Raw genomic sequence first — 22,943 nt, 5'->3', positions numbered from 1 at the left:
CCGGCCGGGGCGATCCGCGTCCCGGCCCCCAGGGCTTGACAGCCCCGACGCGCGGGTCAGCGCTGGTGGGGAGCTGGTTGGGACCAATCAGCGCTCGTGCTGACTGAGGCCCGAGGCCATCGCGCCCAGTTCGTCCCAGCGCTCGCGCTCGACACGCAGGGGCTCGATGAGCCGTGAGTCGACGACGGCGTCGGTCGCCTGCCGCAGGCGCCTCCTGGCCCGGGCCGCCCGCCGTCCGGCGCCCGCGCGCACGGCCGCCACGCCGATGACCCCCAGCAGGGCGCCGCTGGCCAGGCCACCTGCGAGGAGGACGACGGGCCAGGGCACGAGGCCCCAGCGGGGCGGCTCGACGACGATGAGCAGCAGGTCCCGCATGCCCCACAGCGCGACCAGCCAGAGTCCCCCGGCGATCGCCACAACCAGGGCGAGCCATTGGAGGGCTGAGGCGGCCGACCACCAGCGAGGGGCGCGCATCCCCAGGTCGGCGCGGGCGACGGCCGCGTCGAGCTCACGGCCGATCGCCTCGGCGCGCTCATCCATGCGCTGGAGCACGGCGTCCCGGGCCGTCCCCGGCAGGTGGGCGCTGGCGTCCGCGGCGAGCCGGTGCGCCTCGGTGCGCAGGAGCCCCACGGCCACGGGACTCGGCTCGGGCAGGGATGTGCGCGCGACGGCGTCGATGGGCTTGGGGCCCTCCCCCGCCCTGCTGGAGCGCGAAGGAGAGGCGCCCCGCAGGTGGAGGGCGGCGAGCGGATCGGCCCGGAATCGGCGGACCCATCGCACCGGCGGCCATCCGACGCTCAGCGCCCCGCGATGGATCGTGGCCGCGCGGACGGCGCTGGCGACGACCTCGGCACCAGCGGCGCGGAAAGCCGCCTCGGCGAGGCGACGGCCGTCAATGGGCGCCCCGGCCCCGCCGCCCCCGACGCGCTCGCTCAGACGGGTCGCGGCCCGGCGCGCATCGGCCCGCAGCCGGAGGACTGAGGCGGTGCGCGCCTGGGCGATGCGCTCCAAGGCGCCTCTGAGGGCATCGATTCCCTCGCCGGTGCGGGCGGAGACCAGGATCGGGGCGGCACCGGTCATGCCCTCACGGGCCAGGAGGCGGCGCAGGTCGGCGCTCACCTGCTCGCGTGAGGCGGCGTCGAGCCGGTCGGCCTGGTTGAGGACCACGAGGGTGACCTCCGCGTGGGCGGCCATGGGCGCGATGAAGTCCTTGTGGAGGACGGCGTCGGCGTACTTCTCAGGATCGAGCACCCACACGAGGGCGTCGACCTGGGCGGCCATACGCTCAGCGATAAGCCTGTGCTCGGGCGCGTCGGAGTCGACGTCGGGCAGGTCGAGGATGATCGCATCGGCGGGGACCGCCCCTGCCAGCGGCGCGACGACGCGATCATCAACGCCAAGCCAGTCCAGGAGCGCGGACGCCTCGCCATCGGCGCGCCCGCCCGGCAGGAGGGCGAGGGGGCGGGTGGTGGTAGGCCTGGTGACGGCGGTCCGGGCGATCGGCGCGCCGGCAAGCGCGTTGAGGAGGGAGGACTTGCCCGAGCCTGTCGCTCCGGCCAGGGCGATGACGGTGCGCCCCGGTGCCAGTGACGCCCGCGCGCCCGCGCGCGCGACGATCTCGCGGGCCTCGTCGAGATCCTCTCCGAGGCCGAGCCCGTCACCGAGCTCGATGATCCTCCCCAGCGCCCCGAGCGCCTCCGCAAGGCTCTGGGCCGCGGGGTTCTCGCGCGTGGCGCGCCTGGCGCGCTCGGGCCCGGCCCCGCTCATGAGCAGCCCTCCCCGGTGACGCCGCTGGTGGCCTCCAGAGCGGAGGCGGCGGTGCGCGCGGCTCGTCTCAACTCGGGGCCCGTGGGTGAGGGCTGGCGCAGGGCGGAGACCAGCGCCGTCGCCTGCTCGTTGACGAGCGCATGGACGCGGGCGTCGAGGTCGATCTGCGCGCGCTCGGTCATGGCGCGCATGGCCTGGTCGCCGAAGATCGCCTCCAGCAGCCGCTGGGCGATGAGGGCGGTGCCCCCGGCGATACCGACCTCTCCCCCCGTTAAGCCCCCGGTGTGGGCGAAGACGACGATCATGAGGGCCACGCCGACCCCGTTGACGCCCAGTGAGATGAGCCTGGCGGTGAGGCGCTTGTCGGCGCCCTCGGCCCGCACCAGGCCCAGGAGCTCTCCCTGCCACTCGTGGACGAGGGCAGTGGCCCGCTCGGTGAGGGCCTCCTGGCCGGGGAGCGCCGCGCGGGCGGTCTCCAGGGCGGGAGCGGCCGTGCCGGCCCGCTGCCAGGCTCGCTCAGTGGCGATCGAGGCGCGCTGGGCCTCGGCGACGATGAGGGTGGCCAGGGAGGACTCGATGGCGTCCTCGACGCGCTGGGCGGGGCCCGGCCGGCCGCGCAGCGCGGCGCTGAGGCGATCGCGGACGCGCCCGACGTGAGTCTCAAGCCCCTTGAGCATCCCGGAGGCGCCGATGTACTCCTGCCAGCGGGCCAGGACCTCGCCGCGCAGCATGGATCCGTCAGCGCAGGCGGCGCTGATCCGCCGCGCGGCCTCAGCGTGGGCGGTCAAGGCCGCCTCGGCGAGCTCGTGGCGCTCCTGGGCCTGGGCGTCGAGCTCGTCGGCCAGCAACTCGATCTGGGCCAAGGCGGCGCCCAGGGCCCCGGTGAGAGTCCGTCGGGCGACGCCGCGGCGGGCCTCGGCGTCGGCGGCCAGGGTGGTGAGCCAGTCCCGCAGGGGGGCGATGAGAGGGTCGGGCAGGAGGCCCTCGGCGTCCAGGGCGGTCTCGGGGATGGTGATGACGGGGGCCGTGGCGAGCCCGGCGGAGGCGAGGCGGCGCCGCAGGTCGGCCTCGACGTCGGCGGTGGCGCCGTCGGGGACGCGGTCGAGGACGACGGCGACGACGATGTCCCTCTCGGCGGCGGCCCTCAGGTGCTGCCAGGGGACGGCATCGGCGTAGCGGGCCGCGGTGGTGACGAACACCCACAGGTCGGCGGAGGCCAGGAGGGTGGCGGCGAGCTCGCGGTTCTCGTCGACGACGGAGTCGACGTCGGGGGCGTCCAGGAGCGCGAGCCCCGGGGGCAACTCGCGGCAGGAGCGGACCTCCAGCTCCCTCCAGGAGACGGGGGCCCCGCCGTCGTCGGGGGCGACCGGCGCGCTGGGCGGGGCGTCCTCGGGCACGCGCACGCGGGCCAGGGAGCCCAGGACCCTCTCGGAGGCGAACCAGGGCTCGTCGGCGGGGGCGTGGAGGAGCAGGGGGCGCCGCGTGGTCGGGCGGATGGCTGAGGCCGCGGCGACGCGCCTGCGGATGAGGGAGGACACGAGCGTGGACTTCCCGGCGCCCGTCGAGCCGCCGACCACGGCGAGCAGTGGGGCGTCGATGCTGGCCAGGCGGGGCAGGATGTAGTCACCGAGCTGGTCGGCGACCAGGGCCGCGCGCGCGGCGGCCTCGGCCGCGCCGGGCAGCGCGTAGGGCAGGTCGATGAGGCCCAGTCGCGCCCCCAGCCCCTCCAGGGCGGTGGTGGCCGCCAGGGCGCCGGGCGCGGCGGGCTCGCCGATGCCGTCGGAGTGGCCCGGTGATCCGGGCGGCGTGCCAGGGGTGGTCATGATGCCTCTCAGGCCTGGCCGCCGCGGGCCACGAGGCGCGGGGCAAGGTCATCCTCGGGGCACTGCCAGGTGGCGGCGTCGGCGGGAACCTGGTCCCCGGTGCGGATGTCCTTGACGGAGTCGCCCTCCCCGGGGGCGCCGGGGAACCAGACGAAGGGGATGCCGCGCTTGTCCGCGAAGCGGATCTGCTTGCCGAACTTGGCGGCGTTGGGGGCGGCGTCGGCGGGGATCCCGCGCTGGCGGAGGCGGTCGGCAACGGCGTCGGAGTCGGCGCGGTGGGCCTCGTCGGTGACGGCCACGAGCACGGCGGTGGGCACGGCGCGGGTGACCTCGATGAGGCCCGCGCCGATGACGCGGGCGAGGAGGCGGGACACTCCGATCGAGATGCCCACGCCCGGGAAGGTGCGCTTGCCGTTGGAGGCCAGGGAGTCGTAGCGCCCGCCGGAGCACACCGAGCCGAGGTCCTCGTGGCCGGCCATGAAGGACTCGTAGACGGTGCCCGTGTAGTAGTCGAGGCCGCGGGCGATCTTAAGATCGGCGATGATCGCTCCGGGGCGCCGCAGGTTGGCGGCGTCGAGGAGGCCGGCGAGCTCGGCCAGGCCCTCCAGGAGCGTCTCGGAGGGGGCGGCCTCGCCCAGGGCCGTGCGCACGGCGGCGTCGATCGCCCTCGGGCTGGTCCCGGTGATGGTGGCGAGGTCGAGGGCGCGCTCCGCCTGGTCGGCGCTCAGCCCGACCGCCTCGGTGAGCTCGACGGCCACGGCGTCACGGCCGATCTTGTCGAGCTTGTCGACGATGCGCAGGACCTCGATGAGCTCGTCGTCGCCCACGCCGATGGATTGGTAGAAGCCCTGGGCGACCTTCCTGTTGGACACGTGGATGGTGACCGGCGGGATGGGCAGGGCGGCCAGGGCCTCGTGCATGATGAGCGGGACCTCGACGTCGTTGTGCAGCGGGAGGGCGCCGTCGCCGACGATGTCGATGTCGGCCTGGATGAACTCCCGGAAGCGGCCGTCCTGGGGGCGCTCGCCGCGCCAGACCTTCTGGATCTGGTAGCGCTTGAAGGGGAAGGTGAGGGCGCCGGCGTTGTCGAGGACGTAGCGGGCGAAGGGGACGGTGAGATCGAAGTGGAGGCCGAGGCGCTTGGCGGGGTCGGCCTCCTCGGGGCCGTCGGGGTCGGCCTGGAGGCGGTTGAGGAGGTAGACCTCCTTGGAGGTCTCCCCCTTGCGGGCCAGCTCGGACAGGGGCTCGACGGCGCGGGTCTCGATGCTGGAGAAGCCGTGCAGCTCGAAGGTGGCGCGCAGGGCGTCCAGGAAGGACTGCTCGACGATGCGGCCCGCGGGCAGCCACTCGGGGAATCCGGACAGGGACGATTGCGCCTGACGCGCCTGGACGCTCGATGCCATGGCGGGCATTGTGTCATGGCGCGCTCGCCGGGTGGGTGGCGTGTCAGGCGTTGCGATCGCCACCACGGATCTTGGCCTCGGCCAGGTAGGGGTTGCCGTGATGCTCGTGCTCCATGGTGGTCACCGCCCCGTGGCCGGGCAGGAGGATGGTCTCAGGGGAGACAGCGCCGGCCAGGAGACGAAGGGTCGCCCACATCTGGACCTGGTCGCCGCCGGGCAGGTCGGCGCGGCCCACGGAGCCCTTGAAGATGACGTCGCCGGCCAGCGCCATGAGGTAGTCGCGCTCCTCATCGGCGTGGCTGGGGTCGTCGTCGATGACCTCGGCCTCGGTGAGGAGGTAGTTGTCCGCCAGGCGGGAGTTGAAGAAGAAGAGCGTGGAACCCTCGGTGTGGCCGGGGGCGGGCACGGCCTGGAGGCCGAGGCCGGGGAGGATCTCAAAGGCGGCGCCGAATCCCTCGGCGGGGAAGGCCCGGATGTCGGCGGGCCGCTTCCAGGCGGTGCCGGCCATGTCGGCGAAGCTCATGCCATTGGCCCTGATGGCGGTGGAGGCATCGGGGTCGTCGAGGCGGTGGAGGTCGGGCCGCGGGACGTAGACGGGGACGGAGGCGGCCGGGGTGAGCGGATCGGCGATGGAGAGGATCCCCTCATCGCGGGCGGCCTCGATGAGGGTGGCGGCGTCCCACACGTGGTCGGCGTGCCCGTGGGTGAGGAGGATCGCGCCGAGGGTGAGCCGGTTGGAGCGGAGCAGGGCCATCGCACCCCGCGCGGATCCCGCGCCCGGGTCGACGACGAGGGCCGGGCCCCCGGGGGCGGGGGCGAGCACGTAGCAGTTGGCGGCGAAGACGGGGGCGATCGTGCGCTCGAGGATCATGGGGCCAGCGTAGTCACCCTCCCCGGGCCGCTCACGTGATCATCGGCGCTCGCCGAGCGCGCGGAGGGGGATCGAGCGCGGGCCCCTACGCCGTCGGCCAGGCGAACTCCCAGCCGAGGGAGGCGCTGATATCCGCCAGCGCGGCCATCATGACCGGCGCCGCGAGGAGGGCGCTGGCCCGGGGCTCCTCGGGCAGGGCGGAAGCGGCCCGCTCGAAGAGCACCACCATGGGGCGCCCCGTCATCGTGGACTCCGCCCACAGCCCGTCCACCGGGCCGAGGCCGTCGTCGGGCTCGGCCCGCGCGATCTCCCGGGCCCAGGCTCGGCAGGCGCCCCGGGGAGCGGCCATGAGGGAATGACTGGCCCCGTTGCGCAGCAGCCAGGGCGAGCCCTCGGCAAGGAGCGCCAGGAGCCGAAGCGGGCGGACGGGGACGAAGGTGGTCGCGGCGATGCCCGCCCCCATGGGGTCGACCCGGCGCTGCGCCTGGAAGACCTCGGCGACGGCCGTGCGCAGATCCGTGGCCGTGTAGAGCACACCATGCCCGGGGTGATCGCCGACGGGCCCGGGATGCGGGTCCCAGCGCATGGTGGTCAGGGGGCCGTAGGAGCGGAAGTCGTTCCAGGCCGATGGGAACTCCCCCGCCGTGCGGTGGATGCGCCACAGCAGGCCCTGATGGGGGTGGATGTCCTCAGGCTCGATCGACAGCGGTGATGGCGGGCGACTGGGGTTCTTCGGCGCGTCGAGGGGCATGGCGGGAGTGCGGCGGCGCTCAGGCGGCGCGGGCGGCGGCGTTGAGGAGCGCGACGACGGCCTCGGCGCCGCCTCCGAGCAGGAGGTGGTCAACGGGACTGCGGCCGCCCAGCGACTCATCCGGCGAGGTCATGATGGTGGCGATATCGATCCCGGCCAGGTCCCCCGGCAGCCCGGAGACGACCTCCCCCAGGTGGGGCAGTGCCCGCCCGGCGGCGAACTGCCAGCGCCAGTAGCGCTTGCGCCCGCCCACCGCCGTGGCGGCCAGCGGCGTTGAGGCGGCGCGGTGGGACAGGCGGGAGGGGCTGATGCCCAGCTCCTCCGCGGCCTGCGCGGCCGAGAGCGTGAGCTCGAGGGTCCGATTGATGACCATCTCGGCATGGCCCACGGCCAGCCTCGCGGCGCTCCGGCCCGACCCGGAGCGCAGGCGCGCGGGCTCGTCCAGGCCTCCGCGCTCCACGAGGTCGGCGAGCATCGCCTCCCCCACGGCCATTCCCCGTGGCGCCTTGCGCAGCATGGCCCGGAGCTGGCGGGCGTGGGCCTCCTCGTCGTAGTCGAGGCCCTGCTCGGCGTAGACATCCGCGACGGTCAGCGTCATCTCACGCCCCCCCTTCCTCTCCGGCCCGTGCTCCAACGGCCTTTCGCGGCCCCCAGCAGCGCCCCGTGGCGCTCTATGGCCGCTTCGCACTGCGCAACCAATTCTATATAGCTGCGCCAAGATGCGCCAGAGTTCCTTCCGGGCGCGGATACCGGCCTGACCCGGGCCGAGCGGCGGTCATGGTCCGGGATCCTGGCGCCCCATCTGTGAGCAAAAGCGGTCGGGGCTCGGAGTTCAGTGATGTTGCGGGTAGGCTCGACGCGCTGGCGCCTCCCGGACCAGCGCACCACCACCCGGCCGTCAAGGCCGGGCGCGAACGGAACAGGGATCTGGATCCTCCCTCGCCCCGTCAACCACGAAGGAGCACAACGTGACTGAGCAGACGCAGCCCGCCGCCGAGCTGGAGCCCACCGCCACGTCCGAGTCGGAGCCCGCCTCCGCCACCACCGAGACCACCAGCGCCCCCGCGGGCGCGCTGGAGTCGGCCGCCGCCGAGGCCGCCGAGCCCGCCGAGCCCGCCCAGGCAGAGGCGCCCGCTGGCCCGGCAGCGGCCCGGGCCGCTGAGCCCGAGACGACGGGGGCCGAGGGCTCCGCCGAACCGGCCGCGCCCTCCGAGGCCCCCGGATCTCCGGAGGAGGCCGCCGCCGAGAGCTCCGGCGAGACCGCGAGCATCGAGCAGGCTGACGACGCTGACGACGCCGCGGAATCCGCGGCCTCCGCCCCGGCCGAGCAGCCCTCGCCCGCGGCCGCGAATGAGGCGCCGATCGACCCCGAGGAGGCCATGGACGCCGCCAAGTGGGGCCGTGTCGACGGTGAGGGCAGGGTCTACGTCCAGGACGGCGGCGTCGAGCGCGAGGTCGGCCAGTTCCCGGACGCCCCGATCGCCGAGGCCATGGCCTTCTACGTGCGCCGCTACCTCGATCTCAAGGCGACGATCGACCTCTTCGCCACGCGCCTGCCGCACCTCTCCGTCCACGACATCGACACGACGATCACCTCGATCGAGGCCTCGCTCGTCGAGCCGGCCGCCGTCGGGGACCTCGATGGGCTGCGCGCCCGCTTCTCCGCCCTGCGCGGGGTCGCCGCGGAGCGCCGCGAGGCCGTTGCGGCCGAGCGCGCCGCGGCCAAGGAGCAGGCCCTCAAGGACCGCACCGCCATCGTCGAACGCGCTGAGGAGATCAGTGGGCAGGACCCGGCGCGCACCCAGTGGAAGAACTCCGGCGCCGAGCTGCGCGCCCTGCTGGAGAAGTGGAAGGAGGCCCAGCGTCGCGGGCCGCGCCTGGACCGCCCCACCGAGGACGCCCTGTGGAAGCGCTTCAGCCACGCCCGCACCGCCTTCGACCGTCACCGCCGCCAGTTCTTCTCCGAGCTCGACGCCAAGCAGTCGCAGGTCAAGGCCGCCAAGGAGGCCCTTATCAAGCGGGCCGAGGAACTCTCGGGCTCCACGGACTGGGCCGGCACCTCCGCCAAGTACCGCGGGCTGATGGATGAGTGGAAGAAGGCCGGCCGCGCCTCGCGCAAGGAGGACGACGCCCTGTGGGCGCGCTTCCGTGCCGCCCAGCAGGTCTTCTTCGACGCCCGCAAGGCGAAGGACGAGGCCGTGGACGCCGAGTTCGCGGAGAACCTCAAGACCAAGGAGGCCCTCGTGGCCAAGGCTGAGGCCCTCCTGCCGATCAAGGACATCAAGGCGGCCAAGAAGGCCCTGCGCCCCATCCAGGACGCCTGGGAGGAGGCGGGGCGCGTGCCGCGCTCGGCCGTGCGCCGGATCGAGGGGCGCATGCGCGCCGTCGAGGACGCGATCCGCGAGGCGGAGAACGCCGAGTGGCGCCGGACCGACCCGGAGACCAAGGCCCGCGCCGAGGGCCTGGCCGGCCAGTTGCAGGACTCGATCGCCGAGCTCGAGAAGGACCTCGCCGCCGCCCAGGCCGCGGGGGACGCCAAGAAGGTCGCGGAGGCCGAGGCGGCGCTCACCGCCCGTCGCGCCTGGCTCGACCAGGTCCTGCGCTCGGCCCAGGCCTGATCCGGGCGCGCGACACCTCAGGAACCGCCTGATGCCCGGCACCGATCGAGGTGCCGGGCATCAGCCGTCCCACCACCGTCCGCGCTAGGCCCCGCCCAGGTTATCCACAGATCCTCCGCGCCCCCTTCCGCGGCGCCGCGCGGGGGCCCAGCATGGTCCCATGGCAAGGCATCCCCACGTCCCCGCCCGCGCGGCTCTCGCATGGCTACGCCCCCGTCCCATCGAGCCGGCGCTCGGCGCCCTCCCGCCGCAGGACATGAGGGTGCTGCGCTGCCACGGGCTCGACGACGAGCTGCTCACCCCGCTCCTGGGCGGCCACTACCCCAGCGACCTGCTCACCTCTCCCCCGCTGCGCGCTCGGGCCCTGGGCCCCCATGTGCCGCGGGGCAACCTGGTCTGCGGCCCCAGTGCGCTGTGGGTGCACACCGGGCTCAGGCCGCCCGAGGTCCTGTCCGTGGCGGGCGTGGTGAGGCCCGGCGCGTGGCGGGGCCTCGACTCCCACCGCATGTCGCTGCCCTTGGAAGACCGGGTGGTCCTGGCCGGGGTGGAGTGCTCCACCCTGGAGCGCGCCGCCGTCGACGTGGCGAGGACCGCGCCGCCGACCCGGGCGGTCGAGGCGATCCTGGCGGCCTACGGCGCCGGGGCGACGCGGCGCGGGATGCTCCTGGCCCTGGGGCACTGCCGTGGCGGGGCGGCGCGCGGCCGCCCCCGGGCCCAGCGGCTCATCCTGAGCGTGGAGCGGGTGCTCTCCGAGCGCGCGGGGCGGCGGCGGGCCGCGCCGCTCGCCGCGCATCGCGGTTCAGGAGCCGTTGCTCCGGGCGCCTGAGGTGGTGCGGCGGGCCTCGTAGACGCCGTCGATCCTGCGCAGGGAGGCGAGGGTGTGGTCGAGGTGGCTCGCCGCGGCAAGTTCGACGACGAACCGCCCGGTGACCACGCGGTCCCTGGAGGTGGTGATCGTCGCCGAGATCATGTTGACGTGGTTGTCGGCCAGGACGCGGGTGACGTCGGCCAGGAGGCCGCCGCGGTCGAGCGCCTCGACCTCCAATTGGACGAGGTAGACCGAGTGCGCGTGCTCGGCCCAGGTCACGGGGAGCATCCGCTCGGGCTCGCGCTGGAGCTGGGCGACGTTGTGACAGTCCGCCCGGTGCACGGAGAGCCCGGATCCCCTGGTGATGAATCCGACGATCGGGTCCCCCGGCATGGGCGTGCAGCAGCGGGCGAGCTTGACGTAGACGTCGTCGGCGTCCATGCCCTCGACGACGACTCCTGAGTCGCCGCTGCGGCGATGGCTGGAGGAGGCAGAGGCCCGGGTGGGCAGGACGCCCTCGGCAAGGGTCTCCTCGGCGCCGGCCTCACCGCCCATGGCGGTCACGAGGGTGTCGACGACGTGCTGGGCGGAGATGTGCCCCTCGCCCACCGCGGCGTAGAGCCCGTCGATATCGACCTTGTCGAGGCTCTTGGCCACGTCCGTGAGGGAGTCATGGCTCATGAGCCGCTGGATCGGGAGGTCCTTCTTGCGCAGGGCGCGCGCGATGAGAGACTTGCCCTCCTCGATGGCCTCCTCGCGGCGCTCCTTGGAGAACCAAGCGCGGATCTTGTTGCGCGCCCGGGTGGAGCCCACGAAACTGAGCCAGTCCCGTGATGGGCCGGCATTAGCCGCTTTGGAGGTGAAAACCTCGACGGTATCGCCGTTCTCCAGGCGGGTGTCCAGGGGCACGAGGCGCCCGTTGACGCGGGCGCCGACGGTGCGGTGACCGACCTCCGTGTGGACGGCGTAGGCGAAATCAACGGCTGTGGAGCCACTGGGCAGGGATAGGACGTCTCCCATGGGAGTGAAGACGTAGACCTGTGAGCCGGCCATCTCGAAGCGCAGGGAGTCGAGGAACTCGGCGGGGTCCTGCGTCTCCTTCTGCCAGTCGACAAGTTGGCGCAGCCATCCCATCTCGCCGGCGTCCTCGACGCCGGTGCCGCCCGGGGCCGGTCCGGAGGCGTTGGGGTCCTCCTTGTACTTCCAGTGGGCGGCCACGCCGTACTCCGCCATGCGGTGCATCTCCGCGGTGCGGATCTGGATCTCGACGGGCTTGCCCCCGGGCCCGAGCACCGTGGTGTGCAGGGACTGGTAGAGGTTGAACTTGGGGACGGCGATGTAGTCCTTGAAGCGCCCGCTCATCGGCGTCCAGCGAGAGTGGAGGGCGCCGAGGACGGCGTAGCAGTCCCGCACCGAGTCCACGATGACGCGCACGGCGACCAGGTCGTAGATGTCGTCGAAGTCCTTCCCCCGCACGATCATCTTCTGGTAGATCGAGTAGAAGTGCTTGGGCCGGCCGGTGACGGTGCCCTTGATCTTGTTGACCCGCAGGTCCTCCTCGATCTGCAGGCGGACCTGGCGCAGGTACTCCTCGCGGGCCGGGGCCCTCTCGTGGACCATCCGCTCGATCTCGTCGTAGACGCCGGGGTAGAGGGCCTTGAAGGAACGGTCCTCGAGCTCCCACTTGATGGTGTTCATCCCGAGCCGGTGGGCCAGGGGCGCGTAGATCTCAAGCGTCTCCTTGGCCTTGCGGGCGGCGCTTTCGGCGGGGACGTACTTCCAGGTCCGGGCGTTGTGGAGGCGGTCCCCCAACTTGATGAGGAGAACGCGGATGTCGTGGGACATCGCGATGATCATCTTGCGCACGGTCTCGGCCTGCGCGGCCTCACCGTACTGGAGCTTGTCGAGCTTGGTGACGCCGTCGACGAGCAGGGCGATGTCATCGCCGAAGTCCGCGCGCAGCTTGTCGAGGGTGTAGTCGGTGTCCTCCACCGTATCGTGCAGGAGCGCCGCGGCCAGCGTCTGGGGCGTCATGCCGAGCTCGGCGAGGATGGTCGCCACCGCGACGGGGTGGGTGATGTAGGGCTCCCCCGACTTGCGCGTCTGGCCCTCGTGGGCCTTCTCGGCGACCTCGTAGGCGCGCACGATAAGCCCGGTGTCCGCCTTGGGGTGGTTGGCCCGCAAGGCGCGCAGGAGCGGGTCGATCGCGGGGGGCGTGGAGTGCCCCCGGGAGCCGAACCAGGCGAGGCGGCTGCGGACGCGCGAGCCGGGCACGATCGCGTCGTGCCCCGTGTCCGCGGCGCCCTTGGTCTCGGTCATTGCAACATCATAGCCACGAGGGGAGCCATGCATCGGACATCTGATGCCCTGGGGCCCGCCCGGGGCGGGATCCGCCCCGGGCGATCCCGCCTTCCCCGGGGGCGAGGGCGGGATCAGTGGGGCTCAGTAGACGACGACGGCGTCGACGTCCCGCCCGCCCAGGTGGGCCCTGCCGCCCAACTCGGCGAGCTCCAGGAGCATGCAGATCGCCTCGACACTGCCCCCGGCGCGCTCGACGAGCTCGATGGAGGCGGCGGCGGTCCCGCCGGTGGCCAGGACGTCGTCGATGATGAGGATCCTGTCCCCGGCGCGCACGGTCTCGGGGCGCAGCTCCATGCGGGCCGTGCCGTACTCCAGGGTGTAGTCGATGCCGATGACGGGTCCGGGGAGCTTGCCACCCTTGCGCACGGTGAGCATCCCGATGCCCAGCCTCACGGCCAGGGGCGCGGCGAGGATGAAGCCTCGCGACTCCAGGCCGGCGACGGCGTCGATCCGCCCCCGGTAGTGCTCGGCAAGGCCTTCGATGAGCTCGGCGAAGGCCGAGCCGTTGGCCAGGAGGGGCGTGATGTCCCGGAAGAGGACCCCGGGCTCCGGGAAGTCGGGGATCTCCCGGAGGTTGTCGACGACGAGCCGGGTGAGAGCGGCGGGCAGGGGTGGGGGGACGCTCATGGGCGCTTCTTCCTCCTCTTGGGCTGGGCGGCGTGTCCGAGGTGGTGGCCGGGGGTGAGGGGCGAGGCCTTGGGGGCGGCCAGGATCGCCTCGACGGCGTCCTCGTCGTCGCCGGCGGCCTCGATGCGGCTCCTGCGGGCCCGCTCGACGCGCTCGGCCTGCTCGCGCACGCTCTTCTCCCGACGCCCCAGGTCGACCAGCAGCGGCGTGGCCAGGAAGATCGAGGAGAGCGTTCCGGCGATCATGCCGATGAAGAGCGTCAGGGCGATGTCCCGCAGCGTCCCGGCCCCCAGGATGAAGGCGCCGACGAAGAGCAGCGAGGCCACCGGCAGCACGCCGACGATCGAGGTGTTGACGGAGCGGACGAAGGTCTGATTGACCGCGAGGTTGGCCAACTCGGCGTAGGTGGAGCGGGTCTGGGTGGTGTAGGAGGCGGTGTTCTCGCGGATCTTGTCGAAGACCACCACCGTGTCGTAGAGGGAGTATCCCAGGATCGTGAGCACGCCGATGATCGTGGCGGGGGTGACCTCGAACCCCGTCGCGGCGTAGATGCCGACGGTGACGATGATGTCGTGGGCCAGGGCGAGCAGAGCCGCGACCGCCATCTTCCATGCGCGGAAGTAGATCCAGATGAGGGCGCCGACGAGCAGGAAGAACAGCAGGAGGCCCCGCAGCGCCTTGTTCGTGACGTCAGAGGACCAGGTCGGGCCGATGGTCGTCGAGGAGACATCGCCCGCGTCGACCCCGTAGGCGGTGGCCAGCTCACTCGACAGGGCGTCGAGGTCCGCCTTGTCCAGCGCGGTGGTCTGGACGCGCACCGAGGAAGAGCCGAGCTTGGTGACCGTCGAACTCGCGGAGCGGCCCTGCTCGGACAGGACGGTGTTGGCAGGGCCCTCAGCGGGCGAGGCCAGGCCCGTGATGGTCACCTCCGAGCCGCCTTTGAAATCGATGCCGGTGTTGAGGCCCACCGTGCCGAGGAGCGTCGCGGAGCCGATGATGATGAGCGCGGCGATCGTGTACCAGATGCGCCGCTTGGCGATGAAGGGGAAGGAGGTCTTGCCGGAGTAGAGCTCGTTTCCGAGGGTGGCGAGGTTCTTCACTTCGACTCACCGTCCTTCCCATCGTGGGCCTGGGAGTCGACAGCGTCGTCCCCCTCGATCGCGTCATCCCTTGCAGCGGCGCCATCGGACTGACCGCGCCGAGCGCGGGCCTTGCGACGCGCCAGGGAGTCAACGGCCCCCTCGATGAGGGCGTCCCGGCCCTTGCCGTAGGCGGCGAGCGAGCGGGCGCCGAGGTGCTCGGGGTCGAGGCCGGAGAGCCGGTGCCCCTCGCCGAAGAAGCGGAAGCGAAGGATCCACACCATGAGCGGGTGGGTGAAGGCGAAGATGACGGCGAGGTCGACGACGGTGGTCACGCCGAGGGTGAAGGCGAAGCCCTGAACGCCGCCGACAGCCAGGGCGTAGAGGACCACCGAGGCGACGAGGTTGACGGCATCTGAGACGACGATAGTCCGGCGCGCGTGCTTCCAGCCCTCATCGACGGCGGCGATGAGGGTGCGGCCGTTGCGGACCTCGTCGCGGACCCGTTCGAAGTAGATGATGAAGGAGTCCACCGTGATGCCGATGGAGATGATGAGCCCGGCCACGCCGGCCAGCGACAGGCGGTAGCCGATAAGCCAGCTCAGCAGCGCGATGACGAGGTAGGTGCCCACCGCGGCGATGACGAGCGAGGCCACGGCCACCACCGACAGGCCCCGGTACTGCCAGGCGAGGTAGACGATGATGAGGAGGAATCCGATGAGACCGGCGATGAGGCCGTTGCGCAGCTGCTCGGTTCCCAGCGTCGCCGAGATCTGTTGCTCGGACTGGACGGTGAAGTTGATGGGCAGCGCGCCGAAGGAGAGCTGGTTGGCCAGCGTGTTGGACTGGGTCCGGGCCTGCGCTCCCTTGCCGATGTCGATGCGCACGCGGCCATCGGTGATCGGCGAGGTGACGGAGTCGCGGAAGCCGGAGGACATGATCGTCAGGCCGTCCAGGACGATGGCGAACTGGGCCTTCTGGGAAGCGGTGGTGCGGGCCGGCGCGGCATTGGGCCCAGCTGTGGGCCTCGCGGCGGTCTTAGCGGCGTCGCGGAAGCCCAGGAGGCGCTTGGAGACCTCGGCGAACTGCTCCGTTCCCTTGGCGTTGAACTCGACGGACACGCCCCAGTTGTTGGTGGGCCCTCCTTGCTCGGTGGTCTCAGTGCCGGAGACGGCCTTGTCGATGTCCGTGCCGGCGATGTCGGCGGGGCCGAGGATGTAGGCGGTGCCGTTGCCCCGCTTGTCACAGGAGATGACGGCCTTGGTGGGGTCCTGGGCCTCACCGGTGAGGTTCTCCGGGGCGGTGCAGTCGAGCATGGCGGCGTCGTAGATCATCTTCTCGGTGATCCACGCGTCCGAGGAGTTGTCATCGCTGGTGGACGGCAGGGGGTCCTCGCTGATGGTGCCGTCGCGGTTGACGTCGGCGGCCCGGGTGGCGACCTCCTCGGGCGTGGTCGGCCGGATGGTGGGGGTGGCGGAAGGACTGGCGCTGGGGGTGGCCGCCTCAGTCGGCGTGGCCGCCTCAGTGGGAGTGGCCGTCTCAGTCGGCGTGGCCGCGTCAGTGGGCGTGGCCGCCTCAGTGGGCGTGGCCGCCTCAGTGGGCGTGGCCGTCTCAGTCGGCGTGGCTGTGGCCTGCGCCTGCTGCCTCGCCGCCAGGTTGTTCTGCTGCTCCGCGATCCGCGCGGCGCTGACCTGGAAGACGCGGATGACCGGCCGGAAGTAGAGGACCGCCGCCTTGCGCACGAGATCGAGGGTGGCCTCGCTCGGGGTTCCGGGAAGCGCCACGACGATGTTATGCCCGCCCTGGCGGGAGATCTGGGCCTCGGCCACGCCGGAGGCGTCGACGCGCTGGCGGATGACCTCGATGGCCTGGTTGACGTCCTCGTCGGAGATCTCCGAGCCGTCGGTCGTGGTCGGCGTGAGGATGATCTGGGTGCCGCCCTCGAGGTCGAGGGCCAGGCCGGGGGTTATAGCGGTGCGCTTCGTCGCCGAGCCGAAGGCGAGGGCGCCGAAGCCGACGGCGAGGACGAGCAGCAGGAGGAGGATCCTGGTTCCGGGGCGCTTGATCTTCTTGGTGGGCACGGGGTCCCTTTCATCAGGTAGCCGCCTGGGCGGCAGGATGCGTCGGGTGAGGGAGGCGCCCGCCGGGCCCTGGGGAGTGGGCGACGCCGGGCGTTATGGGCTCAGGACTCGGTGGCCTCCGAGTCGGCGGTGGCCTGCTCGGCGGTGGCGTGGGCCGCGTCGTCGGCGTCATCAGCCTCGCCGGCGGTGTCATCGTCCTCGCTGGCGGAGGCGAAGGGGGGCTCCTCGGCGCAGACGATGGCCTTCTTGTTCCACAGGGACTCGTCGCCCAGCTGGGTGGCGAGCACGACGACGTCGCCGTCGACATCAACCACCTGACCGTAGAAGCCGCCGGTGGTGCGCACCCAGGTCCCCGCCACGAGGGCCTCCTCGCGGCGCCGGTCCTGCTCGGCGACGATCTTCTGCTGCTGACGGCGGGCGAAGCCGCTGAACAGCCACATGATAATGAGGAACGCGGCGAGCATGATCATGATGGACATAGGGACTCCAGTTCCGGAAGTGATCCGCAGCTCCTGCGGCGACGACGCCCCGATGTGGGGCAAACCGCACCGAGTCTAGGTCACCGCCGGGGGCGACGGGGTGGCCGAAACCCCGACCGGGCTGTGACACGCGCCCCGTTCGGGCCGGGGCGGCTCGGGACGAGACGCGCGCGTGACCGCGCCGTGGCCCGACTGTGCTCTTCCGCCCGGGGCGGACCCCTGGGGACGGACCCCGGGGACGGACCGGCCGATGGCCGCGCGGCGCTCAGACGAGCAGGGCTCCCTCGGCGGGGGGCTCCAGTCCGAGATGCGCGTAGGCGGCGGGGGTCGCGGCGCGGCCCCGGGGCGTGCGCACCACGAGGCCCTCGCGGACGAGGTAGGGCTCGGCCACGGTCTCCACCGTCTCCGGCTCCTCCCCCACGCTCACCGCGAGCGTCGCCAGGCCCACCGGGCCGCCGCCGAATCGGGAGCACAGGGCTTCCAGCACCTGCCGGTCGAGGCGGTCCAGGCCCAGGGCGTCGACCTCGAAGACCGCCAGCGCGGCGCGGGCGGCCTGAAGATCGAGGATCCCGGGGGTCCCGTGGACCTGAGCCCAGTCCTGGACGCGCCGCAGGAGCCGGTTGGCGATGCGCGGCGTGCCCCGCGACCGGCTGGCGAGCTCGGAAGCGGCCTCGGGCTCCAGGCCCACGCCGAGCAGGCCGGCGGAGCGGTTGAGGATCCGCGCCAGTTCCCCTGGCGCGTAGTAGTCGAGGTGGCCGGTGAATCCGAAGCGGTCGCGCAGCGGCGCGGGCAGGAGGCCCGCCCGGGTGGTCGCGCCGACCACCGTGAAGGGGGGCAGCGCCAGGGGGATGGAGGTGGCGCCCGGGCCCTTGCCGACGACGACGTCCACCCGGTAATCCTCCATCGCCAGGTAGAGCATCTCCTCGGCAGTGCGGGCCAGGCGGTGGATCTCGTCGATGAAGAGGACATCGCCCTCCTCCAGGGAGGACAGGATCGCCGCGAGGTCCCCCGCGTGCTGGATGGCGGGCCCGGAGGTGAGCCGCAGTGCCCCTCCGACCTCGGCAGCGATGATCATGGCGAGCGTCGTCTTGCCCAGGCCGGGCGGGCCGGACAGGAGCACATGGTCCGGGACCGCGCCGCGGGCGAGGGCCGCGCGCAGCACCACGGAGAGTTGGCCGCGCACGACCTCCTGGCCGGCGAAGTCCTCCAGGCGCTTGGGGCGCAGGGCGGCCTCGGCGGCGCGCTCGGCCTCATCCGCCCCGCCGCCCACAAAGCGGCCCGGCATGTCCTCAGCCACGGCGGCCACCGCCCAGCCATCTCAGGGCCGCGCGCAGGATCTCGGGGACGGCCGGGGCCTGGCCGGGGGCGGCCAGGCCGGGCCCGACGGCGAGGACGGCCTCGCGGGCGCTCGCCTCATTCCAGCCGAGTTGGACGAGCGCGGCGACGACGTCGGGGTGGGGCTCGCCGTCCTCGGCCGCGCCGTCGGCGGCGATGGGCTCGCCGCGGCTCGCGGGGGGCTCCGGGCCGAGCGGGGGCCCGAGCTTGTCGCCGACGTCGATGATGATCCTCTGCGCACCCTTGGGCCCCAGGCCGGGGACGCGCTTGAGGGCGGCGACGTCCTCGGCGGCGATGGCGCGGCGCAGGGCGTCGGGGGTGTGGACCGCGAGCATGGCCAGGGCGAGCTTGGCGCCCACACCCTTGGCTCCGAGCAGGACCCGGAAGCAGTCGCGCTCGTCGGCGTCGACGAATCCGTAGAGGGTCAGGGAGTCCTCGCGCACAATGAGCTCGGTGTGCAGGAGGGCCTCGGCGCCCACGCGCAATGCGGACAGGGTGGTGGGGGTGGCGAGGACGGCCAGGCCCACTCCCCCGGTCTCGATCACCGCCGAGGTCAGCGAGACCGCGACGACGGTGCCGCGCAGTGAGGCGATCATAGGCGGGGCCTCCCTTCGAACAATTGTTCGGATAGTAGCAGGGGTACGCGAGGCGGGCCCCGCGCTCATCCGGCGTGGCGAGGATCGACGGCGCCGGTGCGACGGGCCGCCGCCTGGGCGGCCGCCCACTGGCGCTGGGCGGGGGTCCGGGCGCTGGCGCGCACCGCTCCCCCGGCGGAGACCATCTCGGTGGCGCCGTCCGCCCCGGTGCCCCCGCCGCGCCAGCCATGGCAGATCGCCTGGGCGAGCGCGTCGGCGGCATCGGCGGGCTTGGGGGGCTCGGCCAGACCGAGAATGCGGGCGACCATGGCCTGAACCTGGGCCTTGCCGGCCACCCCCGACCCGGTGACGGCCGCCTTGGCCTCACTCGGCGTGTGCTGGGCGACCTCGATGCCGGCCCGGGCGCCGGCGAGCATCACCACGCCCATAACCTGGGCGACGCCGATGACGGAGCGCAGGTTGTCCTGGGCGAAGACCCTCTCGACGCTCAGCGCGCTGGGCCCCAGGCGGGCGATCCAGTCGTCGAGGGCCTCGGCGATGGCCAGGATCCGCAACTCGGGGCTCTGAGCCGGCGGGGTGCGCACGACGCCGACCTCGACGAGCCGGACGCGGCGGCGCGGGTCGATGTCCACGCAGCCGAGCCCGCAGCGCGTGAGCCCGGGGTCGATGCCCAGAACGCGCTGCTGGGCGACGGCGGCGCGGCTGGAGGCTGGCCGCCGCGCGCCCCCGGAGGCGCCGGCCGTGGCGCTCAGCCCTCGTCCGCCTCGAGCTCGGCGGCGACCTCGGCGGAGATGTCCACGGAGGTGTAGACGTTCTGGACGTCGTCGAGGTCCTCCAGGGCGTCAACGAGGCGCAGGACCTTGCGGGCGCCATCGGCGTCGACCTCGATCCGCGTGCCCGCGACGAACTGGGACTCCGCGGAGTCATAGTCCATGCCGGCCTCGGTGACGGCGGTGCGCACGGCGACGAGGTCCTGGGGCTCGGAGATGACCTCGAAGGAGTCGGCGCCCTCGATGACCTCCTCGGCGCCGGCGTCGAGCACGGCCATGAGAATCGTGTCCTCGTCGATGCCGTCGGCCTTGGCGATCTCGACGACGCCCTTGCGGGTGAAGTTGTAGGCCACCGAGCCGGGGTCCGCCAGCGACCCGCCGGTGCGGGTGAAGGCGACGCGCACGTCGGAGGCGGCCCGGTTGCGGTTGTCGGTGAGGCACTCGACAAGGAAGGCGACGCCGGCAGGTCCGTAGCCCTCGTACATGATGGTCTGCCAGTCGGCGCCTCCGGCCTCCTCGCCGCTGCCGCGCTTGACGGCGCGGGTGATGTTGTCGGCGGGGACGGAGTTCTTCTTGGCCTTCTGGATGGCGTCGAAGAGGGTGGGGTTGCCGGCGGGGTCACCGCCACCGGTGCGGGCGGCGACCTCGATGTTCTTGATGAGGCGCGCGAACAGTTTGCCGCGCTTGGCGTCGATGGCGGCCTTCTTGTGCTTCGTGGTGGCCCACTTGGAGTGACCCGACATGTGTTCTCCTCGGCGGTAGCGGACTGGCTCGGCGTCCAGGCCCTATGTCTCTGACGTGCCGCGAGTGGGCGCGGCGAACCGCGCATATCCTAGCGCGCCGGGGCCCGCCGCCCGCGCCCGCGCGCCTCAGGCCGCGCGCCTCGCACCGCGCGCCGCGCACCCCGCGCCGCGCACCCCGCGCCGCGCACCCCGCGCCGGGCGCCGACTGGCGCCCTTCCCCCTGACAGGTGCCGCCAGCACCGAGAGGAGCGGGCAGAGCGCACCACTCGGTGCTATTGGCGCCTCTCGCCGCGGGCGTACCGCGCGCCCCGCCGCCCGCGTGCCTCAGGACCTCTCGTGGATGGCGCGAACGGCGCCGTCCCATCCGGCCATGAGCTCGCGGGCCAGGATGGGCAGAGACTCGGGGTATACGGTCAGGCCCGAGGCGACGGCGTCGTCGAGCTCATCCAGACCCCACCAGCGCAGCGAGTCCAAAACGTCGCGCTCCATGTCCGTCCACCCGGCACGGTCGAGCTCGCCCAGGTGGCCCTCGAGGGCGGCGGTGTCGGGGCGCTCCAGGCGGGCGAGGTACATCACCTCGTCCTGGCGGCAGGTGACGAGGTTGAAGACGAAGTCGCTGGATCTCTCGACGACGGGCCCGATGAGCCGGTCGGCCGCCAGGCGGATGCCGGTCTCCTCCCACAGCTCGCGCAGCGCCGCCTCGCGGGGCCCCTCGCCGTCGGCGATGCCGCCGCCAGGGGTGAAGGCCCAGGCGCGGGCGGCGTCGGCGAAGTCGTGGCCCAGGACCAGGAGGATCCCCGGCTCGGGATCCTCGCGCAGGGCGATGACGCGGGCGGCGCGCCGGAACGGCAGCCCCTCGGGACCGAGTCGCCACTCCTCGGAGCCAAGCAGCTCCCGCCAGTCGGCGGGCACTCGCGCGGGGTCGCGCCCATCAGGGGCAAGGCCCGGCGCGCTCCGGGGCGGGGTCATGCGGGCCCCTCCTGGGCGGCCATGTCAGCGCTGCCCCATGTAGGCGGCGCGCGAGTCCATGACCCGGTCGAGGAGAGTCCTCTCGGAGGCGGCGAAATCGCTCACCGAGTGGCCCTCCATGGCGCCCTGGCGGAGATTGGCCAGTTGGACGGAGGCGGCCTGGAAGTCTCGCATGGCGCGCTTGGCGCCCGGGCCGCGTCTCCTGGCCCACCGGCGGGCGGCTCTGCGCCCAGCGGAGGTGGTGAGCATCGTGACCTCGGCCTCGTGGTACCAGCCGGACTGCCCGTACTCGCGCAGCCTCGCGCGTATCCGGAGCCGCTCACGCCAGCGCAGCACCAGGACGAGGGCGATGGCGGCGACGAACAGGGGGACCTCGACGATGAAGTAGAGCATGAGGTCGCTTGACAGCGCGCCGTTCCAGAAGGCGTGGAGGCAGATCGCCCCGGCCAGGCCCATCGGGGTGAGCCACAGCCAGGCCAGGCGCGAGCGCATCCGGGCCGAGGCGCCGATCGCCACACCGGTGCAGGCGGTGAACATGATGTGCGCGAAGGGCGACATGATGCCGCGCAGCACGAAGGTGCGGGCGAGGTTGTCCTGGTTCTGCAGGAAGTAGAGGATGTTCTCGGAGAAGGCGAATCCGGCGGCCACGACGGCCGCGTAGACGATGCCGTCGACGGCGCCGTTGAAGGAGTGCCGCGCGAGCAGGAAGATGAGGAGCACGCCCAGCCCCTTGGTGCTCTCCTCCACGAGGGGCGCGGTGATGACGGCGCTGACGTACCGGAAGTCGTTGGTGGCGCCGGCCAAGAGCATGGTGGCGCTCGTGTTGGCGACGAGGGAGACCGCCGTGGACACGCCCACTCCCCACAGGAATGCCAGCAGCAGCATTCCGAGCGGCTCGGGCTCCCAGCGGTCGATCCACCACACGGTGGTCAGCACGATGGTCAGGGGGACGAGCGCCAGGAGGGTCATCTGCAGGAGGCTGGAGCCGCTGGAGGCGATGGAGGCCAGCACGTAGAGCATGATGCCCGCGCCGATGACGCCGGCCGCCACGAGCAGTCCGACGACGACGCGGCGACGGCGGGCGCGGCGCATGGCGACGGGATCGGCCCAGTCGGGGGCGGCGGAGGAGGCGAAGACGTCCTCGCGGTGGGTGGGGCGGGGGGCCCAGGCCGAGCGCCGGTAGCCCGCGCGCGGCGCCCACCCCGAACTTCCGGGCGCGGTCATGCTGCCTCCTGATCAGGGGATGGCTCGGCATCGTCGTCGATGTCGAAGGCGCTGGGCATCGGGGCGTGCCCGGCCAGGCGCAGCAGGCGCACCACGGGGGTGGAGCGGAGTCTGCGGGCCTCGGCGACATGCGTGTTGTGGAAGCGGCGGGCCAGGACGACGCGCGCGCTGGCGCGCTCCAGGCGGCCGACGGCGTCCACTCCCATCTCGGTGGCGCGCAGCTCGGCCCTGGCCTCGCCGTCGACGGCGGTGCGGATGACCCGGGAGAGGTCGGATTCGACTCCGGCCCGGGAGCGCCCCGCGCTGCCCTGGGGAGGCTCGGCGGGGGCCGCCCTCCTGCCCGCGGTATCGAGGGGGTCGAGGCCGTCGGGGACGATCGGGGTCTCGCAGTCGAGGGCCTCATGGGCGGCGCGCTGGAGGAGCATCGCCGAGGCGGCGTCGAGCAGCCCCGTCGAGGCGAGGTCGACCGCGGCCTGCGCCCGGTAGGCCAGGTGCTTCTCGAGGGTGGCGCGCGCGCCGAGGACCTGCCGGTGGAGGCGGTCGACCCTCACGGCGATCGCGTAGAGCCTCCAGCCGAGGAGCAGCAGGAGGACAAGAGCGACGATGACCGCTAGGAGGATGGGGTCGAGCCCGTTCAT

20 protein-coding genes are annotated in these 22,943 nt (G+C 73.0%); 2 read left to right on the top strand and 18 right to left on the bottom strand.

Going from position 1 to position 22,943, the window contains the following annotated elements; translation table 11 throughout:
* Positions 1-87 precede the first annotated feature (87 nt).
* The 6 genes from GVV76_RS04195 to GVV76_RS04170 form a co-directional block, all read right to left on the bottom strand.
* Entirely contained in the window at positions 88-1,767 is a 1,680-nt protein-coding gene (locus GVV76_RS04195; RefSeq protein WP_159625223.1) for a GTPase, read from the bottom strand.
* Positions 1,764-3,590, bottom strand: a complete 1,827-nt coding sequence (locus tag GVV76_RS04190; protein WP_159625221.1) for a dynamin family protein — start codon at positions 3,588-3,590, stop codon at positions 1,764-1,766. Before GVV76_RS04190 ends, GVV76_RS04195 begins: the two co-directional genes overlap by 4 nt.
* Positions 3,591-3,598: 8 nt before the next feature.
* Complete coding sequence (gene hisS, locus GVV76_RS04185) at positions 3,599-5,002, bottom strand: histidine--tRNA ligase (protein WP_159625219.1); 1,404 nt, start codon at positions 5,000-5,002, stop codon at positions 3,599-3,601.
* A gap of 34 nt (positions 5,003-5,036) precedes the next feature.
* Positions 5,037-5,864 (bottom strand): MBL fold metallo-hydrolase, encoded by an 828-nt coding sequence (locus GVV76_RS04180; RefSeq protein ID WP_159524607.1) that lies wholly within the window; start codon positions 5,862-5,864, stop codon positions 5,037-5,039.
* Positions 5,865-5,949: 85 nt separating this feature from the next.
* Positions 5,950-6,615 carry an RES family NAD+ phosphorylase gene (locus tag GVV76_RS04175; RefSeq protein WP_159625217.1) on the bottom strand — a complete coding sequence of 222 codons (666 nt, stop codon included), beginning with the start codon at positions 6,613-6,615 and terminating at the stop codon, positions 5,950-5,952.
* A gap of 19 nt (positions 6,616-6,634) precedes the next feature.
* Positions 6,635-7,213, bottom strand: coding sequence for a hypothetical protein (locus tag GVV76_RS04170; protein WP_159625215.1), 579 nt, complete (start codon positions 7,211-7,213; stop codon positions 6,635-6,637).
* Between the two features lie 370 nt (positions 7,214-7,583).
* On the opposite strand from GVV76_RS04170, the gene GVV76_RS04165 reads away from it, so the two are divergent.
* A complete protein-coding gene (locus GVV76_RS04165) occupies positions 7,584-9,233 on the top strand; it encodes a DUF349 domain-containing protein (protein WP_159625213.1) in 1,650 nt (549 codons plus the stop codon).
* 160 nt (positions 9,234-9,393) lie between these two features.
* A complete protein-coding gene (locus GVV76_RS04160; protein WP_175994036.1) occupies positions 9,394-10,059 on the top strand; it encodes a hypothetical protein in 666 nt (221 codons plus the stop codon).
* Here GVV76_RS04160 and GVV76_RS04155 read toward each other — a convergent pair.
* The 12 genes from GVV76_RS04155 to GVV76_RS04100 form a co-directional block, all read right to left on the bottom strand.
* The gene (locus tag GVV76_RS04155; protein ID WP_159523165.1) at positions 10,033-12,360 is read right to left on the bottom strand and encodes a RelA/SpoT family protein; all 2,328 of its coding nucleotides are present in this window, start codon (positions 12,358-12,360) and stop codon (positions 10,033-10,035) included. The two genes, GVV76_RS04160 and GVV76_RS04155, sit on opposite strands and share 27 nt — an antisense overlap.
* Before the next feature lie 123 nt (positions 12,361-12,483).
* A complete protein-coding gene (locus tag GVV76_RS04150) occupies positions 12,484-13,029 on the bottom strand; it encodes an adenine phosphoribosyltransferase (protein ID WP_159625211.1) in 546 nt (181 codons plus the stop codon).
* Positions 13,026-14,129: a protein translocase subunit SecF gene (secF, locus tag GVV76_RS04145; RefSeq protein WP_159625209.1), complete on the bottom strand. Its 1,104-nt coding sequence runs from the start codon at positions 14,127-14,129 to the stop codon at positions 13,026-13,028. The genes GVV76_RS04150 and secF overlap by 4 nt, the downstream gene beginning before the upstream one ends.
* Positions 14,126-16,189, bottom strand: a complete 2,064-nt coding sequence (secD, locus tag GVV76_RS04140) for a protein translocase subunit SecD (RefSeq protein ID WP_159625207.1) — start codon at positions 16,187-16,189, stop codon at positions 14,126-14,128. The genes secF and secD overlap by 4 nt, the downstream gene beginning before the upstream one ends.
* 101 nt (positions 16,190-16,290) lie before the next feature.
* Positions 16,291-16,668, bottom strand: coding sequence for a preprotein translocase subunit YajC (locus GVV76_RS04135; RefSeq protein ID WP_159625205.1), 378 nt, complete (start codon positions 16,666-16,668; stop codon positions 16,291-16,293).
* Between the two features lie 265 nt (positions 16,669-16,933).
* A complete protein-coding gene (ruvB, locus tag GVV76_RS04130) occupies positions 16,934-17,953 on the bottom strand; it encodes a Holliday junction branch migration DNA helicase RuvB (protein WP_159625546.1) in 1,020 nt (339 codons plus the stop codon).
* A 4-nt stretch (positions 17,954-17,957) separates the two neighbouring features.
* A complete protein-coding gene (gene ruvA / locus GVV76_RS04125; protein WP_159625202.1) occupies positions 17,958-18,599 on the bottom strand; it encodes a Holliday junction branch migration protein RuvA in 642 nt (213 codons plus the stop codon).
* Positions 18,600-18,664: 65 nt separating this feature from the next.
* On the bottom strand, positions 18,665-19,267 hold the full coding sequence (locus GVV76_RS04120) for a crossover junction endodeoxyribonuclease RuvC (protein WP_159523312.1): 603 nt from the start codon (positions 19,265-19,267) through the stop codon (positions 18,665-18,667).
* 80 nt (positions 19,268-19,347) lie between these two features.
* Entirely contained in the window at positions 19,348-20,112 is a 765-nt protein-coding gene (locus tag GVV76_RS04115; RefSeq protein ID WP_159625200.1) for a YebC/PmpR family DNA-binding transcriptional regulator, read from the bottom strand.
* A 324-nt stretch (positions 20,113-20,436) separates the two neighbouring features.
* Complete coding sequence (locus tag GVV76_RS04110) at positions 20,437-21,081, bottom strand: NUDIX hydrolase (RefSeq protein ID WP_159523179.1); 645 nt, start codon at positions 21,079-21,081, stop codon at positions 20,437-20,439.
* A gap of 24 nt (positions 21,082-21,105) precedes the next feature.
* On the bottom strand, positions 21,106-22,305 hold the full coding sequence (locus GVV76_RS04105) for a PrsW family intramembrane metalloprotease (RefSeq protein ID WP_159625198.1): 1,200 nt from the start codon (positions 22,303-22,305) through the stop codon (positions 21,106-21,108).
* Positions 22,302-22,943 (bottom strand): hypothetical protein, encoded by a 642-nt coding sequence (locus GVV76_RS04100; RefSeq protein WP_159523181.1) that lies wholly within the window; start codon positions 22,941-22,943, stop codon positions 22,302-22,304. The genes GVV76_RS04105 and GVV76_RS04100 overlap by 4 nt, the downstream gene beginning before the upstream one ends.

The sequence above is a fragment of the Actinomyces sp. zg296 genome, assembly GCF_009829695.1.
In the GTDB taxonomy this organism is placed as follows: Bacteria; Actinomycetota; Actinomycetes; order Actinomycetales; family Actinomycetaceae; genus Actinomyces; species Actinomyces marmotae.
Note: the sequence above shows the minus strand (reverse complement) of the source record. Positions and strands in the feature narration are given on the sequence as shown.

Coding starts and splice junctions, on each gene's coding strand:
- ruvA (WP_159625202.1), bottom strand. CDS start 18,599: ATGATCGCCTCACTGCGCGGCACCGTCGTCGCGGTCTCGCTGACCTCG.
- GVV76_RS04175 (WP_159625217.1), bottom strand. CDS start 6,615: ATGCCCCTCGACGCGCCGAAGAACCCCAGTCGCCCGCCATCACCGCTG.
- GVV76_RS04180 (WP_159524607.1), bottom strand. CDS start 5,864: ATGATCCTCGAGCGCACGATCGCCCCCGTCTTCGCCGCCAACTGCTAC.
- ruvB (WP_159625546.1), bottom strand. CDS start 17,953: ATGCCGGGCCGCTTTGTGGGCGGCGGGGCGGATGAGGCCGAGCGCGCC.
- hisS (WP_159625219.1), bottom strand. CDS start 5,002: ATGCCCGCCATGGCATCGAGCGTCCAGGCGCGTCAGGCGCAATCGTCC.
- GVV76_RS04100 (WP_159523181.1), bottom strand. CDS start 22,943: ATGAACGGGCTCGACCCCATCCTCCTAGCGGTCATCGTCGCTCTTGTC.
- GVV76_RS04150 (WP_159625211.1), bottom strand. CDS start 13,029: ATGAGCGTCCCCCCACCCCTGCCCGCCGCTCTCACCCGGCTCGTCGTC.
- GVV76_RS04160 (WP_175994036.1), top strand. CDS start 9,394: ATGGCAAGGCATCCCCACGTCCCCGCCCGCGCGGCTCTCGCATGGCTA.
- GVV76_RS04135 (WP_159625205.1), bottom strand. CDS start 16,668: ATGTCCATCATGATCATGCTCGCCGCGTTCCTCATTATCATGTGGCTG.
- GVV76_RS04155 (WP_159523165.1), bottom strand. CDS start 12,360: ATGACCGAGACCAAGGGCGCCGCGGACACGGGGCACGACGCGATCGTG.
- GVV76_RS04195 (WP_159625223.1), bottom strand. CDS start 1,767: ATGAGCGGGGCCGGGCCCGAGCGCGCCAGGCGCGCCACGCGCGAGAAC.
- GVV76_RS04105 (WP_159625198.1), bottom strand. CDS start 22,305: ATGACCGCGCCCGGAAGTTCGGGGTGGGCGCCGCGCGCGGGCTACCGG.
- GVV76_RS04110 (WP_159523179.1), bottom strand. CDS start 21,081: ATGACCCCGCCCCGGAGCGCGCCGGGCCTTGCCCCTGATGGGCGCGAC.
- GVV76_RS04115 (WP_159625200.1), bottom strand. CDS start 20,112: ATGTCGGGTCACTCCAAGTGGGCCACCACGAAGCACAAGAAGGCCGCC.
- GVV76_RS04170 (WP_159625215.1), bottom strand. CDS start 7,213: ATGACGCTGACCGTCGCGGATGTCTACGCCGAGCAGGGCCTCGACTAC.
- GVV76_RS04190 (WP_159625221.1), bottom strand. CDS start 3,590: ATGACCACCCCTGGCACGCCGCCCGGATCACCGGGCCACTCCGACGGC.